This window comes from Collinsella aerofaciens, assembly GCF_040926265.1.
GTDB lineage: Bacteria > Actinomycetota > Coriobacteriia > Coriobacteriales > Coriobacteriaceae > Collinsella > Collinsella aerofaciens_BB.
In genome coordinates, this window is sequence record NZ_JBCOIL010000006.1 from 81,390 (window position 1) to 98,486 (window position 17,097).

General features: G+C 58.2%; 16 protein-coding genes. 9 read left to right on the forward strand and 7 right to left on the reverse strand.

Going from position 1 to position 17,097, the window contains the following annotated elements:
• Positions 1 to 69: 69 nt before the first annotated feature.
• A complete protein-coding gene (locus AB5767_RS03090) occupies positions 70 to 939 on the forward strand; it encodes a substrate-binding periplasmic protein (protein WP_368131517.1) in 870 nt (289 codons plus the stop codon).
• A complete protein-coding gene (locus tag AB5767_RS03095; protein ID WP_368131518.1) occupies positions 936 to 3,128 on the forward strand; it encodes a hybrid sensor histidine kinase/response regulator in 2,193 nt (730 codons plus the stop codon). Before AB5767_RS03090 ends, AB5767_RS03095 begins: the two co-directional genes overlap by 4 nt.
• 69 nt (positions 3,129 to 3,197) lie before the next feature.
• On the opposite strand, the gene AB5767_RS03100 is transcribed toward AB5767_RS03095, so the two are convergent.
• Positions 3,198 to 3,677: a pyridoxamine 5'-phosphate oxidase family protein gene (locus AB5767_RS03100; protein WP_138111761.1), complete on the reverse strand. Its 480-nt coding sequence runs from the start codon at positions 3,675 to 3,677 to the stop codon at positions 3,198 to 3,200.
• A gap of 40 nt (positions 3,678 to 3,717) precedes the next feature.
• Positions 3,718 to 6,522, reverse strand: coding sequence for an ATP-binding protein (locus AB5767_RS03105; protein WP_368131519.1), 2,805 nt, complete (start codon positions 6,520 to 6,522; stop codon positions 3,718 to 3,720).
• Positions 6,523 to 6,720: 198 nt separating this feature from the next.
• Here AB5767_RS03105 and AB5767_RS03110 point away from each other — a divergent pair, with 198 nt between their 5' ends.
• The 4 genes from AB5767_RS03110 to AB5767_RS03125 all read left to right on the forward strand — a co-directional run bounded on the left by AB5767_RS03110 (position 6,721) and on the right by AB5767_RS03125 (position 9,972).
• Positions 6,721 to 7,146, forward strand: coding sequence for a potassium channel family protein (locus AB5767_RS03110; RefSeq protein WP_158550201.1), 426 nt, complete (start codon positions 6,721 to 6,723; stop codon positions 7,144 to 7,146).
• Between the two features lie 35 nt (positions 7,147 to 7,181).
• Positions 7,182 to 7,715: an LOG family protein gene (locus AB5767_RS03115; RefSeq protein ID WP_368131520.1), complete on the forward strand. Its 534-nt coding sequence runs from the start codon at positions 7,182 to 7,184 to the stop codon at positions 7,713 to 7,715.
• Positions 7,716 to 7,840: 125 nt separating this feature from the next.
• Positions 7,841 to 9,145, forward strand: a complete 1,305-nt coding sequence (locus AB5767_RS03120; protein WP_368131521.1) for a chloride channel protein — start codon at positions 7,841 to 7,843, stop codon at positions 9,143 to 9,145.
• Between the two features lie 35 nt (positions 9,146 to 9,180).
• Complete coding sequence (locus AB5767_RS03125) at positions 9,181 to 9,972, forward strand: EFR1 family ferrodoxin (protein WP_118259592.1); 792 nt, start codon at positions 9,181 to 9,183, stop codon at positions 9,970 to 9,972.
• A gap of 15 nt (positions 9,973 to 9,987) precedes the next feature.
• On the opposite strand, the gene AB5767_RS03130 is transcribed toward AB5767_RS03125, so the two are convergent.
• The 4 genes from AB5767_RS03130 to AB5767_RS03145 form a co-directional block, all read right to left on the reverse strand.
• Positions 9,988 to 10,863: an EamA family transporter gene (locus tag AB5767_RS03130; RefSeq protein ID WP_368131522.1), complete on the reverse strand. Its 876-nt coding sequence runs from the start codon at positions 10,861 to 10,863 to the stop codon at positions 9,988 to 9,990.
• A gap of 273 nt (positions 10,864 to 11,136) precedes the next feature.
• Positions 11,137 to 11,835 (reverse strand): ABC-2 transporter permease, encoded by a 699-nt coding sequence (locus tag AB5767_RS03135; RefSeq protein WP_368131523.1) that lies wholly within the window; start codon positions 11,833 to 11,835, stop codon positions 11,137 to 11,139.
• Complete coding sequence (locus tag AB5767_RS03140) at positions 11,832 to 12,713, reverse strand: ABC transporter ATP-binding protein (protein WP_368131524.1); 882 nt, start codon at positions 12,711 to 12,713, stop codon at positions 11,832 to 11,834. Before AB5767_RS03140 ends, AB5767_RS03135 begins: the two co-directional genes overlap by 4 nt.
• A gap of 23 nt (positions 12,714 to 12,736) precedes the next feature.
• The gene (locus AB5767_RS03145) at positions 12,737 to 13,117 is read right to left on the reverse strand and encodes a GntR family transcriptional regulator (RefSeq protein WP_195544227.1); all 381 of its coding nucleotides are present in this window, start codon (positions 13,115 to 13,117) and stop codon (positions 12,737 to 12,739) included.
• Positions 13,118 to 13,669: 552 nt separating this feature from the next.
• Between AB5767_RS03145 and AB5767_RS03150 the strand changes: the two genes are divergently transcribed.
• The 3 genes from AB5767_RS03150 to AB5767_RS03160 all read left to right on the forward strand — a co-directional run bounded on the left by AB5767_RS03150 (position 13,670) and on the right by AB5767_RS03160 (position 16,852).
• Positions 13,670 to 15,283 carry a peptide chain release factor 3 gene (locus tag AB5767_RS03150; RefSeq protein WP_117820856.1) on the forward strand — a complete coding sequence of 538 codons (1,614 nt, stop codon included), beginning with the start codon at positions 13,670 to 13,672 and terminating at the stop codon, positions 15,281 to 15,283.
• 156 nt (positions 15,284 to 15,439) lie between these two features.
• Positions 15,440 to 16,162, forward strand: coding sequence for a VUT family protein (locus AB5767_RS03155; protein WP_368131526.1), 723 nt, complete (start codon positions 15,440 to 15,442; stop codon positions 16,160 to 16,162).
• Between the two features lie 9 nt (positions 16,163 to 16,171).
• Complete coding sequence (locus AB5767_RS03160) at positions 16,172 to 16,852, forward strand: SDR family NAD(P)-dependent oxidoreductase (RefSeq protein ID WP_349114749.1); 681 nt, start codon at positions 16,172 to 16,174, stop codon at positions 16,850 to 16,852.
• Positions 16,853 to 16,908: 56 nt separating this feature from the next.
• On the opposite strand, the gene AB5767_RS03165 is transcribed toward AB5767_RS03160, so the two are convergent.
• On the reverse strand, positions 16,909 to 17,097 hold a 189-nt coding region (locus tag AB5767_RS03165; RefSeq protein WP_368131527.1), incomplete at its 5' end, for an IS3 family transposase.

Sequence of the window (17,097 nt, forward strand, 5' to 3'; positions counted from 1 at the left end):
TACTCGTGTGGTTTTGTTTGCTATTATCTTTAACCATTTCAGTCTGTAAACAGGATCGTCTGGAGTTCGATGAAAAGACCCCGTCGCTCGGCTGCCATTTCGTTGTTTGTCGCGCTTGCGGTGGCGAGCGCCTTTGTCATAGCGATGGCCGGCTGTTCCGGGCACAATGACGAAGCCTCGACGCCAGCATCAAAAGCCCCGGACGCCTCGCAGGCCAAAGACGACGACCTTAAGACGCTCAACGTCGGCAGTGACCTCTATCCACCGTTTGTGTATACCGACGAGTACGGCGATATCGTTGGCCTGGACGTCGAGATATTAACCGAGGCTTTGGCCCGCATTGGTTACAAGCCAAAATACCAGATGATCGATTGGGAAAAGAAGAAAGAGCTGCTGGCGAGCGGCGAACTCGATTGTGTCATGGGCAGCTTTAGTATGACGGGTCGCGAAAACGAATATCGTTGGGCCGGCCCGTACCTTGCGAGCCGCCAGGTGGTCGCGGTCGATCCCCAGAGCGATATCTACACGCTTGCCGATCTTGAGGATAAGATCGTGGCGGTTCAGTCCACCACCAAGCCCGAGGGCATTTTGCTCAACCGCACAAATGAAAACGTTCCGCAGATCAAGGAGCTCTACAGCTTTTCGGACGGTTCATATCTGAACCCGGCGCTCGTCGAGGGCCTGGTCGACGCTATCGCCGCGCATGAGTCCTCGTTCCTCACCTACGAAAAAGACTATGGTGTGACATATCGCATTTTGGATGAGCCGCTGCTAGAGGTTGGTTTGGGCACCGCTTTCGATATCAACGATACGCGCGGCATCGACGTCAAGCTCACTCATGCCTACCAAGAAATGCTTGCCGATGGCACCATGGAACGCCTAGTGTCAAAGTACTTTGATGACCCTTCGCCATTTTTGAATATGGAGGGCCTGTCATGATCGATGCGCCTGACCACGCCGTAGAGGAGCGGGGCAATCGTTCGGCAGGGGCATGGCTCCTTGTCGCTCTGCTGGGGATAGTGCTCTCGGTTGCTGCCGGCATGATGAGCTACGGTTACATGACGGCCCAAGCCGAGCAGCGCTTTGCCGACGTTGTCGATTACGTGGCGACGCAGAGCCTTTCCTACGATGCATTCAATAGCGCCTATACGACCAAAAACCTGATACGCGTTATGGAGATTGCCGGAGCGGCAGCGCGCGATATGGAGCGCGACGGTTCGGTGGATAACGCCATGCTGGAGCAATATGCCGACCAGTTCAACGTGAGCGCGCTGATCGTGACGGACGCATCGGGCAACCTGGTGTCCGAGTCCTCGACGGATAACGTGGGTTACGAGTCGCTTGCTGCATATCTCAAAGAAGCGCCCGTGCTGGAGGTGGCAACCCATCCGCTTAAGTCCTATACCACTCGTATTACGCTTGCGGATGATTCGGTTGCAGACATTGGCTGTGTGACCCGGCAAGATGGCGAGGGTATCGTTATCGCGGTAAGGCATCAGAGCGCGAAGGCGGTTGCAAGCAATACGCTCAAACTGCAGAGTCTGCTCGAAGGCTATGAGACCATCGATAGCGGCAATATCGTGATCGAAAACGATGGCAAGGTCGTTGCGACCAACGCCGTTGAACCCACCATCTTGGGCGTGTTCGACCTGCCTGCGACGGACGCCATCATTGTCGACGAAATTAAGGATCGATGCCTGCCCGGCAAAGTCCGACTGGTCAACGTCAACGGCGAGTGGTATTTGGGCACATACGGCAAAGCGCAAAAATTCTACGTGTACACCTATGCCTCGGCGCGGCGCTACTTTGAGGTCGTCGCCGCTGTTGCTGCCGGCGTGCTGGTGCTCTACAGCGGTGTTATAGCCGTTGTTGTGATGGCGCGTCGCCGCGCTGATCGTCGACGTTTGACGGACTTGCTGCAGCAGGAGCGCGACTATGGCGACAGGCTAGCAAAGGCGGCACGTGAGGCCTCGTCTGCCAACTCGGCAAAGACGGATTTTTTGCGTCGCATGAGCCACGATCTGCGCACGCCCATCAACGGCATTCGCGGTATGGTTGAGGTCGGCGATGCCAATGCGGATGATCTGCAAAAGCAGACCGAGTGCCGCTCAAAGATCTGGATGGCATCGGGACTGCTGCTCGATCTTGCCAACGAGGCCCTGGATATGAGTCGTCTGGAGAGCGGGCGGATCGAACTGGAACTTGTTCCCACAAACTTGGTGACCCTCAACCACGAGGTGCGCGATATTCTGGAGCGCCAGGCCGAGGAGCGTCTGGTGACAATTATCTGTGACCAGCAGACGCTTAATCATCCCTATGCGCGGGTGAGCGTGACGCACCTCAAGCGCTTGTTGCTCAATATTGCCGGTAATGCCGTCAAGTACAACCGCCGGGGCGGCTATGTTCGCCTGACATGCCGCGAGGTGGAGCCAGTGGATGGCGCCCCCGTCTATGAATACACGATCGCCGACAACGGTATTGGCATGAGCGAGGAGTTTCAACAGCACCTCTACGAGCCGTTTTGTCGCGAGGAGCAACAGGTGGAAGGCGCTTCATCGGGAGCTGGCCTGGGTGCGCCTATTGCCAAACAGTTGGTCGAGCTTATGGGCGGAACCATGAGCTTTACGAGTATCTTGGGGCAGGGGACGACGTTTACCATCCGTCTGCCGTTTGAGAAGTGCAAGCGCTCCGAGATTCCTCAGGCTGTGCGCGTGGACGCGGGTGACGGCGATGCGCTCCAGGGCTTGCGCGTTTTGCTCGTAGAGGATAACGACCTGAATGCCGAGATTGCACAGTTTACGCTCGCCCGCGCCGGCGCCGTCGTGACGCATGCTAAGGATGGTGAGTCTGCCGTCGAGATGTTTGCCGCGAGCGCGCCGCACGAGTACGACGTGGTGTTGATGGACATCATGATGCCCGGTATCGATGGCCTTGAGGCCACGCGTCGGATTCGAGCGCTCGATCGCGAGGATGCCGCGCTCACGCCGATTATCGCCGTGAGCGCCAACGCCTTTGCCGACGACCGTAGGCTTTCGCGCGAGGCGGGCATGAACGCGCACCTGAGCAAGCCTGTGAGCTCGCAGGAGCTCGTTGAGGCGCTTGCACACATAGCCGCCGACGCTTCATAAGCATATGGCTCGGTTCCAAGGTGGGTTGGAACCGAGCCATATTGCTATTGATGAGGCCTGATGAGGGGCTTACTTTTCTTGAATCTGCTTGCCGCAGAGATGCTCAATCGTAATCTCGTAGAGTTGGACGCCCTTAATGTCCTTGGCGATTTCCTCTTCGACTTCCTCGGCAGAAGGGTAGTACTTAAGCGCGAGCTGGCGGACTTTATCCTCGATAAACGCGGGAGTGTCATTTGCCAGGCGACAGCGGCCAAAGACCACGGTACTCATAACGTACGGAGCCCAGTCGCCGTCCTGGTGCCACTCGTTGCCGTAAACGGTAAAGCAGACCTTGTCATCGCGCTTAAGTGCGTCGACCTTGTGGCCAGCCTTGGCGCCATGGAAATAAATCTTGTCGTGCTCGGCGTCAAAGAAGTAGTTGACGGGAATGGCGTACGGGTAGCCATCGTCGCCGTTGACGGCAAAGACGCCGCGCTTGCAGGTGGCGAGCAGTTTGCGCGCTTCCTCGTCGGTGATGGCGCGTTTCTTTCGACGTAAGGGCCTAAACATCGTTGGCTTCCTTTCTGGTCGTGCGTGGTTGCTGCAAAAACTATAGCGAAACGGATCCGTTTTTCTTGATGCGGGCGAGTATGTTTTTGAGCTTGTTAAAGTCGATCGGTTTGGACAGATGAGCGTTCATGCCGGCAGCGTGTGCCGCCTGGGCGTCTTCGGCAAAGGCGTTGGCGGTGAGCGCGATGATGGGGATATCGGCTGCATCGACCTTCTCGCTCAGACGAATCGCGCGGGTTGCCTCGTAGCCGTCCATGCCCGGCATCATAATGTCCATCAGGATCGCATCGAAGCTGCCGGCGGGATGCGACAGGTACAGATCGACGGCTTCGTTGCCGTTGGCGGCGCGGGTGACCACGACGCCTTCGGATTCTAGCAGCGCCTGGGCAATCTCGGCATTCAATTCGTTGTCTTCGGCGAGCAGCACGTTCATGTTGGCGAGCGAGCAGTCGAGCGCTCTCTCGACCGTATTCGCCCGCGCCTGGGGGTTCTTGTCGATATCGAGCGGAATCTGGACGTTGAACGTACTCCCCACGCCAACCTCACTCGAAATCTCAATCGTACCGCCCATCAGTTCAATAAGCGACTTGACGATTGGCATACCCATGCCGGTTCCTTGGAACTTGCTGCGCGCATCGTCACCTTCTTGGGCAAACGGCTCATAGATATGCTTTAAAAACTCGGGAGCCATGCCAATGCCGGTATCCGAAACGCTAAAGCAAAAGAGCGCGCGCCCGTTATCGAGTGGCTTGGTCTTTGAGCTAAAGGTGACGGAGCCGCCGCGTTTGTTGTACTTAATGCTATTGTCTAACAGGTTGATCATGATTTGTCGGATATGGGTGGGACTGCCGATCATGTATGGTCCCGTGGCGTACGGCAGACTATTGTCCTGCATGGTGATGCAGTTATCGGATGCGCGGAGCTTGCACAGCACCAGCGTATCGTCACAGAGCTCTTTGAGGTTAAAAGGCACATGTTCCAGTGTTAGCTTGCGGTCTTCGATTTTGCCCATCTCGAGGATATCGTTGATCAGTGAGAGCAGGTGATTGGCGGCAACGCGCGCCTTGGCACGGCTCTCGCGGGCGACCTGGATATCGCCTTCCTTCAATTCCTCGATCTCGATAAGGCCCAGGATGCCGTTGAGCGGCGTACGGATGTCGTGGCTCATGCGCGTGAGGAATGCCGTCTTAGCGGCGTTGGCGGCGTCGGCTTTCCGCTGTTCTTTCTGCGCACGTTGAAGCGACCAGGCAAGGATGACGATGCTGGTGAGCAAAATGCAGATGATAACAGTCACAATGGCGGCGCGGTTGCGGTAGAGAAACTGGAACGTGTCCGATTCCTGTGCCGTGTACGACGTTGAGGAGTAGCTGCTGGCGGAGAGCGATTCGCCGGCATTGATGATGCCCTTATTAATGATTCCCAGCAGTTCGGGCTTGCCACGAGAAATCCAGCACGAGAGCTCACAGGTGTCAGGGAGCTCGACCGTCTCGCAGTCCTCGAGATCATAACGGTCGCCGATGGTTTTTACGCGTGAACTGGGAGCGACGATGCAGTGCACCGTTCCCTTCCTGAGGGCGTCGAACGCTTCATCGTCGGATTGGTATTCGGTTACGGTCGCCGTGGGGAACAGACTTTCAAGTGCATTTTTGTTGATAAACGATGATTTGGTACAGGCGATGCTCTGAAGGTCTTTGTTCAGGTCGCTGCCGGTGTGGATGGCGGTGAGGGACATGGTCCCCAACGATACCGACTGCACAACGCCTGTTTGCTCGGCAAACCAGTAATCTCGGTATACCGGCAGCGCAACGTCTATGCTTCCCTTTGACAGGGCCTTTGACATCATCTTGTAGCTATCAAAGGCGACGGTTTTGACCGTAATGCCAAATTTATCGTGCAGCGTCGTCGCAAGCGATGCGAGCGAACCTTCCATTTCGCCGTCTTCGTCTTCGTTACAGTAGGGGAGTTTGCCCGTAATGTAGCCGAGCGTGATGGTGTTGTCATTTGCTTTGAGCCAGGAACATTCGGGGCCGTTGAGCGATGATGAACCGCTGTTTTGGGTCGAGTAGCTAGATTTGACTTCGTCGTTATAGCGTGGGTTGACGCGGGCGATTGCCGTCATGGCAGCATTGATGTCGTTCATCAGGTCGGGGCGGCTTTTGGGAACGGCAAAGTAGTAGTCGCTCGAACCAATGTAGAACATGGGGGAGGCACTGGGCGACGAGATCGTGTCATTCATGATAACGGCATCGACCTCGTTGTTTGCGAGCGCGTCAAAGAGAACGGAGTCTCCGTCATACTCCCTGTATGTGCAGGCGATTCCTTCGTTGGTGAGCCACTGCTGGCCAACGAAGGTTTGCATAACGCCGGGGTTGTAGCCGATGGTAAGGCCCTGGAGCGCTTGGGGGTCACCCTTGGCCAGATCGTCGCGATCGGGCCTGGCGTAGATGTAGTAGCGTTCGGTGCCCTCGGGGTTCGAGGAAAAGAGCAACTTTTGGGCGCGTTCCTCGGAGTAGGAGATGTTGGGCATGAGGTCGATCTCGCCCGCCTCGAGCATGTCCATAAGCTCGGTGAAGGTGCCGGTGACGTATTCGTACCGCCAGCCGGGCGTGTAGTACGACAGGGTCTGGAGGTACTCGTAGCCCCATCCCGAGAGACGCTCGCCGGGAGTGCCGTCCTGGAAGCCCTCGTTGTTGACGAGCCAGCCGACGCGGACTGTTTTGACTTGCTGATCGGAGTCGGCGGCAAAGGCGGGGGCGGGCGCGACGGCGCTCAGTACGGCGAGCGCGGTAAGCGCAACGGCCAGAGCGCGACATATAACTGAACGAAGGACAGTGGCAGCTCTCACATGCAATCCTAACGAATCGAGACATTACCGCATAAGAATACCAGCTCCGCCTGCCCAGTCGGCAGCAGCACCGCTAAACGGTCTCGCCCGGCAGTTGGGGATAGTCCCTTTCTGCCGGCACAAAAGGAACGTCCCTAACTGCCGGTTGTGGGACAATACCGAGCGAACTGATTGGGGCGTCTGGGAAAAGGGATCGCGATGAACAAGTTGAGGACGCTTGCCGATGTGCTGCGACAGGCTGGCTTTGCGCGCATCACGGGCTTGTTTCTTATCTTTTACCTGCTGTGCTCGACGGCCGTCTGGCTGTCCGAGCCTACGACCCTCACCTTTGGCGATGGACTTTGGTTTAGCTTTGAGACGGTCTCGACCATCGGCTTTGGCGATATCCCGGCCGAAACGCCGGTTGCCCGCGCCATTACCGTTGTCCTGAGCGTTATCAGCATCTTCTACATCGCCATGCTCACGGGTGTGGCGGTGAACTACTGCAATACGCTCATCAAGCTGCGCCAAAAGGACACCATGGCGCGCTTTATGGACGATCTGGAGCATTTGGAAGAGCTCGATCGTGACGAGCTCGCCGACCTGTCGCGCCGCGTGCGCGAGTATCGTCGACGCCAGCGCTAAAACGAACGTCGTGCGCCACAACAAGGGGGACTGAAATGAATATCACCGTGTATCTGGGCGCCAGTGCCGGCAATGACCCGGCATTTCTGCCCGCGGTACAGGAACTAGGCAGCTGGATTGGCGCCAACGGACACGCGCTGGTATACGGCGGGTCCAAGTCGGGACTGATGGGCGCGCTCGCCGATAGCGTACTCGAGGCAGGTGGACACGTGACGGGTGTTGAGCCGAGCTTTTTTATCGAGGCCGAGTTTCAACATGACGGTATCGACGACCTCATCGTGACGAGCGATATGGCCGAGCGTAAAGCCAAGATGATCGAGCTTGGCGATGCCTTCATTGCCTTTCCCGGCGGGACGGGCACGCTCGAGGAGATTGCCGAGGTTATGTCCGCGGTGTCGTTGGGGCACCTGAGTGCTCCGTGCATCCTGTATAACCTGGACGGTTACTACAACGACCTCAAGGCACTGCTCGGGCACATGATTGATAAAGGGCTATCGAGCCCACGGCGCCAGCAGGGCATCTACTTTGCCGACGATTTGAGCGAGATTGCTTCGATTATCAACGGATAAGTCTTGAGCCTGCCCCACTATGGCTCCCAATGGTGCCGTTCGCGGCGTGGATGGTTGGCTCGTTCGGGCAACGCTCGCTCTACAATAAAACGCATCTATGTCGACTTTGACCGCGGGAGGACCCGATGGATAACCTTGCCAAACCCACAAACCGCGCGCTGTTTTTAGTTAGCGTTGCCGTGACCGGTGCGTTCGCAGGTGCCGCGGTCTGGCTGTTCTTTTTTGCGATGGAGCACGGTATCGACTATCTATGGACCGAGATTCCGCACGCGCTGGGCGTCGCTTCGCCCGAGCTCGCGAACGGCCCGTTTGGCTTTTTGCCGTACCCGTTTTTCGTCTGCATGCTGGGCGGTCTGCTGATTGGCCTGTACGAAAAGATGACGGGCACCAAGACCGATGACCTTAACCAGGTCATGACCAAGGTCAAACAGGATGGGTGCTACCCCTACGAAAATCTGGGCAAGCTGTCGCTTGCCGCGCTGTTGCCGCTGCTGTTTGGCGGCAGCATTGGACCGGAAGCTGGACTGACCGGCGTCATTGCGGGACTGTGCAGCTGGGTCGGCGATCGCATGCGTCGCTTTGGAGCCGAGTTTAGGGAACTCACGCTGCTGGGTACCCAGGCTGCCCTGACGGCGCTCTTTACCGCACCCGTCTTTGGCTTTGTGGCTCCGCTCGCCGGTAGCGCCGACGGCCAGGGTGCCAATGATGCTGAGGACTCCGCATCCGACGAGATCACCATCAAGCTCCCCAAGGCGCAAAAGACCGTGGTTTACGGCATCGCGATTGCTGGCGGCCTGGGCACCTACCTGCTGCTCGGCCAGCTCATGGGCGGCGGCATGGGTATGCCGAGGTTCGAGGCTGCCGTGGTGGGCAACCTGGAGCTTACCTGGCTCATCCCTCTGTCGCTGATCGGAACAATCTGCGGCTGGCTGTACTTTGTCTCTGAGCACGCGAGCGAAGCGCTTGCTCATGCAATAGGGGCGCGCCCTGTCGTCAAAGCCATGCTGGCCGGTCTGGCGCTCGCCATCTGCGGCACGGTCCTGCCCTACACCATGTTTGCCGGCGAGACGCAGGCCGACGTGCTCATGGAAACCTATCTGACCATTCCCGCCGGCGTGCTTATCGCGACCGGTCTCGTTAAGGCCATGCTGACGCCCGCCCTCATCAACCTTGGTTGGCGCGGCGGCCACTTCTTCCCGGTTATCTTCTCGGGCGTAAGCCTGGGCTATGGCCTTGCTATCCTCACCGGCGCCGATCCGGTCTTTTGCGTCGCCGTCTGCACGGCATCGACGATGGGTGCGGTCATGCGTCAGCCGGTCATGGTCGTGGGCCTGCTGCTCATGTGCTTCCCACTCAAGGGTATCGTCTGCATGATCATCGCGGCCGTCATCGCCGCCGGCATTCCACTGCCCAAGCCGCTGCGCAAGTAGCGCGGTTTTTCACGAGTCAATTCCAGGGGTACGAGATGATCCTGTACTTTAGCGCGACAGGGAACAGCGAGCATGTGGCGCGTCGCATTGCAGCGGCGACAAGCGACAAAGTTATGTCGATTGAGCGCTTTGATGCCGAGATCCTTCACCTTGCTGTGATGGAAGGTCCCTGTCGGCTGGGGTTTGTCGCCCCGGTATACGCCTGGGGCTTGCCGACGCCAATGATCGAGTTTTTGAAGACTGTCGACCTATCGGTTGCTGCCGGCACAAAGGGCGGCGAGCGCCCCTATACGTTCTATGTCTCGACATATGGTTCGACGACCGGGCAATCGGCCAAGTTCGCCCGCGATCTGCTACACGAGCGTGGGCTTGAGTTAGATGCGGCGATGAGCGTCAAGATGCCCGATACCTGGACGCCTGTTTTCGACCTGTCTGACCCTCAAAAGGTTGAGGGTATCAATAGGGCTGCCGAGGCGCAGATTGATGCCGTGATCGAGGCGGTGCGGGCGCGCCGCACGGGCAACATGATGCGCCATCGCGTGCCTCTGTTTGCATCGTGCGCGTATCACGCAATTGGGCTGCCGCGCATGCAACAGACGAGCAAGTTTGCTGTCGATGCCGATCGCTGCATCGGCTGCGGCCTGTGTGCCAAGCGCTGCCCCATGGCGGCGATTGAGATGCGAGACGGCCTTCCCGTCTGGACAAAGCCGGAGTGCGCAGCCTGCCTTCGTTGCCTGCACTGTTGTCCCAAATTTGCCATCTCGCACGGTAAGCGCACGGCATCCCACGGTCAGTACAGGCATCCCAAGCCAGGTGTGAGGATGTAGCGGCCGCTGGCCGCGCTACTTCCAAACTGCGAGCGCGGCGGTGCCCAGGACGATGAGGGCGAGACCGATGGCGCTGCGTCGTGAGAGTTTTTCGTTGAATGCCAGGCGCGCAAATAGTACCGATACGACAATCGATAGTTTGTCGATCTGCACCACGACACTCACCTGGCCTGCAGCGATGGCATAGTAATAGAGCAGCCACGATGCTCCGGTCGCGATGCCCGATGTTGCGAGAAATACGAGTTCGCAGCGGCCTGCGTGCACGGCTTGGCCCATCTTGCCTTTAGCTGCCACGATTGCCCATGCCATAACCAGTACCACACAGGTACGGATTGCCGTGGCCAGGTTGGACTCGACGCCTTCGATGCCAACCTTGGCAAGGATGGACGTGAGCGCCGCAAACGCGGCGGCACCGAGGGCGTAAGCGAGCCAGGTCCGGTCTTGCTGCTGCTCGGGTCCGGCGGACTGCTTCTTCTCGATCATTAAAAATGTGCCGAGGGTGATGACAGCGGTTCCCACGAGCTTAACCGCAAGGTTGCTCGTCTCGCCAAAAAGCACGATGGCGATCAGTGCAGCGAGTACGGTGCTCATCTTGTCGACCGGTACGACCTTATTGACGTCTCCGATGCCCAACGCCTTAAAGTAACAGATCCACGAAGCACCGGTAGCGAGTCCCGAGAGGACGAGAAAGAGCCAGGATCTGGGTTCGATGCTGCCAATGGTTCCAATGGATCCAGAAATGCCCGCCATTGCCCAGGCGAAAACGAGCACCACGCAGGTGCGAATGGCCGTCGCGACATCGGAGTCGGTCTGCTTGATGCCGCATTTGGCCAAGATGGATGTGATGCCGGCAAAGAATGCTGACGCAAATGCTGCGACGACCCACGACACGGGTGAAATGCCTCCTTGGATAATGGGTTTATCCTGCGAGTTTTATGGACATGAGGATACCGCCCCACCATGAAGGTTTGATATGGCCGCGGCGAGACGGGGGTCATGTTCCGGGGAGCCATTTGGTTAAGGCTCGAATTGTCGATATGCTGTCGACTTCTCTTTGGTTTCCAAGATCTAAACGGCATGCCGTGAAGGGTGTAGCGACGTTGTTACTGCTTCGTCTTATCTAGTAAATGAGGTGGGGTGCCGCCCAAGTCCTTTAGCCGTCGATTACAGATCGCGTGCTCGATAGACCTTGATGCTGATGGTGCAGCTGATTGCACATAGCACGAGGGCCAGTACGGCAATTCCTGCGCACAGGCAGCCAAGAACGGAAGGATCGGGATTCGCTCCGGCAATCGACATAAGCCAGTTGCTAATGGGGTTGGAGGAGCTCAGCGTGGCCATGGCAAGGCACCCGAGCAGGGCAAACAGGCCAACGGATAGGCGCAGCGCCTCCATGTGTCCAAGGCGAAAGAACAGCGGCTGCGCCAAAAACACCATCATGAGGGAGATGAGCATCGATGCTGCCGAGGCGATTGCGATTTCAAAGACCGTCTGTCCCGTCGAAGGAATGCCCGCGCTGTTGAAGAGCGGGATGGCGACGATACGCAAAAGCGTAGCTGCACATGCCATGACGGCGGAGAAGACAATAACGCTCAGGTAGCGTGCACAAATAATGTCTTTGCGCGAGAAGGGCAGCGTTGCCCGATAGCGCTCCCAGCCATTTTGATTGTCGAAGCCGGCCAGCGAGCTCATGACCATGATGGGCGACATGGCACTGAGCGCGCAGGCGCCGGCACTTGTGCCAGAGTCGCCGACCGACGTGTTGGCGAGGGACAGCACGACGAATACAAACAGGCCGACGCCCGCGATGCTCGGGATGAGCGTGCGAACGATGGCGAGTTCGGACATAAAGGCGCGTTTCATTTCGAAGCCCCTTTCAGCATGAGGCGCAGATAGTCATCAATGGTTGCCCGATCGCTGGGAATCTCGGGGAAGGCCTCGAGTGTTTCGCGACGGTTGGGTACGAGTACGTCCACGCTGTAGGCATGGCGGGCGGCGCGGACACCTTCGACGCAAGCCATAAGCTCGGCGGCCTGTGCTTGGGTGCAGTGGGCGATGCCGGCTCGGTCGGTAATGTCCTCGCGCGGCAGGTCAAACACAATCGAGCCGTTATCGATGCAGATGACGCGGTCGGCAGCGCGATCGAGGTCGGACGTAATGTGGCTCGAGAGCAGCACGCTGTGCAGGCCGTCGGAAACAAAGGCGAGCAGCTCATCAAGCAGCTCCTCGCGTGCCATGGGATCGAGGCCCGCGGTGGCTTCGTCCAAAACGAGCAGCTTGGCCTTATGGCTGAGTGCGCAGGCAAGCTGCAGTTTCATGCCCATGCCGCGGGAGAGGTCCTTGACCTTTGTCTTGGGATCGAGGCCAAATCGGTTGATGAATCGGGCGAACGTTTCGCGGTCCCACGTGGGGTACGCCGGGCCTACGAGCGACTCGATCTGGCCCACCTTGAGCGTGGAGGGGAAGGGACACGTGTCCAGGACAAGACCGATGTGGGAACGCAGGCAGCGCTGCGCCTCACCGGGTGCGTCGGCGCCACAGTGCTGCCCAAACAGGTGTACCTCGCCGGCATCGAGTTTGATAAGCCCAAGCGCGGCTCGAATCGTCGTCGTCTTGCCGGCACCGTTGGCACCCACAAAGCCGACGATCTGGCCAGGCTCCACGGCAAGCGTGACGTCGCGCAGCGAAAAACGGTCACTCACATGGCGTGAGATGCCTTTGAGTTCTAAAAGGTTTTGCATGGTATAGCCTTTCTTGCAGATGGCTACTGCATGGTTTCGGGGGCTACCAAGTCGAGCATCTCGTGCAGCTTGTCGCGCGTGACGCCCAGGGCCTCGGCTTGGCTTGCCGCTTTCGCGAGCAGCTCTTCGATATGGCAGAGCTGGTTTTCACGCAAGAGCTCTTGGTTGCCGTCGGCGACAAAACAGCCCTTGCCCTGCACGGTGCAGATAAACCCGAGCTGCTCCAGGTCGGCGTAGGCGCGCTTGGTGGTGATGACGCTCACGCCAAGATCGCTCGCGAGTGCACGGATGCTGGGGAGTTTGGCTCCCGCAGCGAGCGTGCCCGATAGAATCTGAGCTTTGACTTGCGAGGCTATTTGCTCGTAGATGGGCTTGTCGCTCGAATTGGATAGGATAATGTCCACAGCGGCTCCTTAGCTGATGGGCTACACGTGTATATAACCGGTAAGCACAGTATATATACACTATGCACAGTTATGCAAGAGGTAAATAGGGATTGTCCGCTCGTTCATTCATCTCAATCTGTAACATCTGGAACCGGTTTGGACGGCTACCTGTTACAGATTGAGATTTTGCTGGCGGACCCCATTTGGTTGTCTCAATCTGTAACAACTGGAGAAGTTTTTGGCTGCTAGATGTTATGGATCGAGACATTGGCCACCCGTCTATCCTTATATCTCAATCTGTAACAGATGGACCCGTTTTGAGTGGCTAGATGTTACAGATCGAGATCTTTCTGGGACGCCCACCTGTTTGTCTAAAACTGTAACAGGTAGAGGTTCAAAAACCGTCTAGATGTTACAGATCGAGACAAACTGCTGCGGAGTGCCGCCATCGACTGCTACCCTAGGCCCCAACTGATGAATTTGTCCTGATAGGCACCCTAGAGCGGGATTTCGCGGCTACAATAGTGCGGTTACAACGACGTAATGCACTCAATGCAAGAAAGGATCCGCATGGCAAGCCTGTCGGATGAAATCTCGTCGCGCCGCACATTCGCGATCATCAGCCACCCGGACGCCGGTAAGACCACGCTTACCGAGAAGCTGCTGCTCTATACCGGCAGCATTCAGACCGCCGGCTCGGTCAAGGGCAAGAGCTCGGCCAAGCATGCCGTCTCGGACTGGATGGACATCGAGAAGGAGCGTGGTATCTCCGTTACCTCCTCGGTGCTGCAGTTCACCTACAACGGCGCCTGCGTCAACATCCTCGATACACCCGGTCACCAGGACTTCTCGGAGGATACCTACCGTACCCTTATGGCCGCCGACGCCGCTGTCATGGTCATCGACGGTGCCAAGGGCGTCGAGGCCCAGACCAAAAAGCTCTTTAAGGTCTGTACACTGCGCCACATTCCCATCTTCACCTTTGTGAACAAGCTCGACCACGAGGCTCGCGATCCGTTTGAGCTCATGGAAGAGATCGAGAACGTTCTGGGCATCAATACGTATCCCATGAACTGGCCGATCGGCAGCGGCCGCAACTTCCGCGGCGTGTTCGACCGTCAGACCCGTCGCGTCATTGCCTTTGAGGGCGACGGCCACGCCAACGCCACCAAGAAGGTCGCCGAGGTCGAGGCCGAGTTGGGCGATCCTTCCATGGATGAGCTCATCGGCGAGGAGAACCATAAGAACCTGATGGACGACATCGAGCTGCTCGATGGCGCCGGCGACGAGCTCGACTTGGATGCCGTGGCCTGCGGCAAGCTGAGCCCGGCGTTCTTTGGCTCGGCGCTTACCAACTTTGGCGTGGAGCCCTTCCTCAAGGAGTTCCTGCGTCTGGCCCCGACGCCGCGCGCCTATACCGATACGCTCACCAGCGAACCGGTCGATCCCTGCCGCGACGACTTTAGCGGCTTCGTGTTTAAGATCCAGGCCAACATGGACAAGAATCACCGCGACCGCATCGCCTTTGTGCGCATTTGCTCGGGCAAGTTCGAGCGCGGCATGGATGCCTTCCACGTGCAGGGCAACCGCAAGCTCAAGCTTGCCACCGGTACGTCGATGATGGCCGATGACCGCGCGATTGTTGACGAGGCGTACGCGGGCGATATCGTAGGCCTGTTCGACCCGGGTATCTTTAGCATCGGTGACACCGTGTGCTCCGGCAAGCGCCACGTGCAGTATCCGCAAATCCCGACGTTTGCCCCCGAGATGTTCGCTCGCATTACGCAGGTCGACACGCTCAAGCGCAAGCAGTTCGTCAAGGGTATGGAGGAGCTTGCCCAGGAGGGCGCCATCCAGATCTTCCGCGAGCTGGGTGCCGGCATGGAGAGCGTCATCGTGGGTGTGGTCGGCGTGCTGCAGTTTGAGGTGCTCGAGCGCCGCCTCAAGGCCGAGTACCGTGTTGAGGTTCGTCGCCAGCCGCTGCCCTATACGGACATCCGCTGGATCCAGAACGACCCCGACACCATCGATATCCCGGCCCTTTCGCTCACGCGCGACACGTTGCGCGTCGAGGATATGCGCGGTGGTAAGCTGCTGCTGTTCACGAGCCCGTGGAACGTGGATTGGGCAACCGACCACAACCCCGACCTTATCCTGTCGGAGTTTGGCAACGTAGCCTTTTAACGCATCGGCGCGGTGGCCCTGTGGGGCTGCCGCGCCGCTTGCTTGCCTGATGCCGTGTGAGCGGCTATCATACCCACCGTCGTCTCAAGACCGGGGCGTCCGAGCAGTTCGGGTCCGATATCCTGCTCGTAAAACCTAAAACCAAAGGAGTACATAATGATCAAGAAGGTCATGGAGGACTACAAGGTCCTGTTGCGGAGCATTCCCGCGGCAACGGTTTCGCTGTTTTTCGTGAGCGTCATCATGATGAACCTGCTGGCCAACAAAGAGCTTATCAGCCTGCCGTATCTGGCACTCGATTGCGGCTTTGTGGTGAGCTGGGTTTCGTTTTTGTGCCAGGACATGATCTGCAAGCGCTTTGGCGCCAAGGCATCCATCAAAATCTCCATCCTCGCGCTGGCAGTCAACCTCGCCGTGAGCCTGTGCTTTTGGGCATGCTCGCTCACGCCCGGCATGTGGGGCGCCTACTACGACACGGGCATGATCGAGGTCAACACCGCCCTTAACGCCACCATCGGCGGCACCTGGTACGTGGTGCTGGGCTCTTCGCTGGCCATGCTCGTCTCTGCCGTGGTTAACTCCACGCTCAACCAGTCGCTCGGCCGTATGCTCAAGAAGAATAACTTTGCGAGCTTTGCCTTCCGTTCCTATGTGTCCACGGGTGTTGGCCAGTTTATCGACAACCTGGTCTTTGCCATTGTGGTGAGCCACACGTTCTTTGGTTGGACCTGGGTGCAGGTCCTTATGTGCTCGCTGACGGGTGCCATCGCCGAGCTGCTGTGCGAGGTCTTCCTGAGCCCCGTGGGCTATAAGGTCGTGCGCGGCTGGGAGCGCGAGAATGTGGGTTCCGAGTACCTCGAGCGCCACGCAACCGCCTAAGGAGCAAGTATGCGGGTTTTGATCACGGGCGCTTCGGGCGGTATCGGAGCCGCGTGCGTGCAGCGCTTTTTGGATGAGGGCCACGAGGTTGTGGGCTTTGATCTTTTGCCATCGACGATCGAACACGAGCGCTACCGCCATCTGATCGTTGATGTCCGCAAGCCGGACGCGTTTCCAGACGACCTTGAACCCCAGGTAATCGTGAACGTTGCCGGTACGCAGGATTCGGCCGACGACATCGCCGCCAACCTGTGTGGCACCATCAACGTGACCGAGCGCTATGCCTTTGTGGGGGAGGGGCTTGCCGCCAAGCCGGCGCCGACTATCAAATCCGTGGTCAATGTGGGGTCGGCGAGTGGGCATACGGGATCGGAGTTTCCCGCCTATGCCGCCAGCAAGGGCGGCGTTATCGCCTACACCAAGAACCTTGCAAACCGTCTGGCGCCGCAGGCCATCGCCAACAGTGTGGACCCGGGCGGCGTTATCACGCCGCTCAACCGTTGCGTGATGGAAGACGAGCACCTGTGGAACCAGATTATGGAGCTCACGCCGCTTAGGCGCTGGGCCACCGCCCAAGAGATCGCCGAGTGGATCTACTTTGTGGGCGTGACCAACCGGTTTATGACCGGGCAGAGTCTGCTGATCGATGGCGGCGAGGCCGGTCGCACACAATTTATTTGGCCCGAATAGAAAACGCGCCCGATGGAATGAACTGCACCCCAAAACCTGGACGGCTTAAATAAGAACTACGCCGCAAGGGACTGTCTCCGGAACTCCTCCGGGGTCAGTCCCTTCAGTTTAACCTGGCGCCTCCTCGTGTTCCAATGGACCACGAAGTCGTCGAGGTCCGCCTTGAAGGCCTTGATTATCGACTTTATCCGAACACCTCCCACATTCATCCGCACATGTGCGGATGAATGTGGGAACCCGATACC

What these genes read in the sequence shown, in the direction of transcription:
- AB5767_RS03090 (WP_368131517.1), top strand. Translation starts at nt 70, where the DNA reads ATGAAAAGACCCCGTCGCTCGGCTGCCATTTCGTTGTTTGTCGCGCTT.
- AB5767_RS03095 (WP_368131518.1), top strand. Translation starts at nt 936, where the DNA reads ATGATCGATGCGCCTGACCACGCCGTAGAGGAGCGGGGCAATCGTTCG.
- AB5767_RS03100 (WP_138111761.1), bottom strand. Translation starts at nt 3,677, where the DNA reads ATGTTTAGGCCCTTACGTCGAAAGAAACGCGCCATCACCGACGAGGAA.
- AB5767_RS03110 (WP_158550201.1), top strand. Translation starts at nt 6,721, where the DNA reads ATGAACAAGTTGAGGACGCTTGCCGATGTGCTGCGACAGGCTGGCTTT.
- AB5767_RS03115 (WP_368131520.1), top strand. Translation starts at nt 7,182, where the DNA reads ATGAATATCACCGTGTATCTGGGCGCCAGTGCCGGCAATGACCCGGCA.
- AB5767_RS03120 (WP_368131521.1), top strand. Translation starts at nt 7,841, where the DNA reads ATGGATAACCTTGCCAAACCCACAAACCGCGCGCTGTTTTTAGTTAGC.
- AB5767_RS03125 (WP_118259592.1), top strand. Translation starts at nt 9,181, where the DNA reads ATGATCCTGTACTTTAGCGCGACAGGGAACAGCGAGCATGTGGCGCGT.
- AB5767_RS03135 (WP_368131523.1), bottom strand. Translation starts at nt 11,835, where the DNA reads ATGAAACGCGCCTTTATGTCCGAACTCGCCATCGTTCGCACGCTCATC.
- AB5767_RS03140 (WP_368131524.1), bottom strand. Translation starts at nt 12,713, where the DNA reads ATGCAAAACCTTTTAGAACTCAAAGGCATCTCACGCCATGTGAGTGAC.
- AB5767_RS03150 (WP_117820856.1), top strand. Translation starts at nt 13,670, where the DNA reads ATGGCAAGCCTGTCGGATGAAATCTCGTCGCGCCGCACATTCGCGATC.
- AB5767_RS03155 (WP_368131526.1), top strand. Translation starts at nt 15,440, where the DNA reads ATGATCAAGAAGGTCATGGAGGACTACAAGGTCCTGTTGCGGAGCATT.
- AB5767_RS03160 (WP_349114749.1), top strand. Translation starts at nt 16,172, where the DNA reads ATGCGGGTTTTGATCACGGGCGCTTCGGGCGGTATCGGAGCCGCGTGC.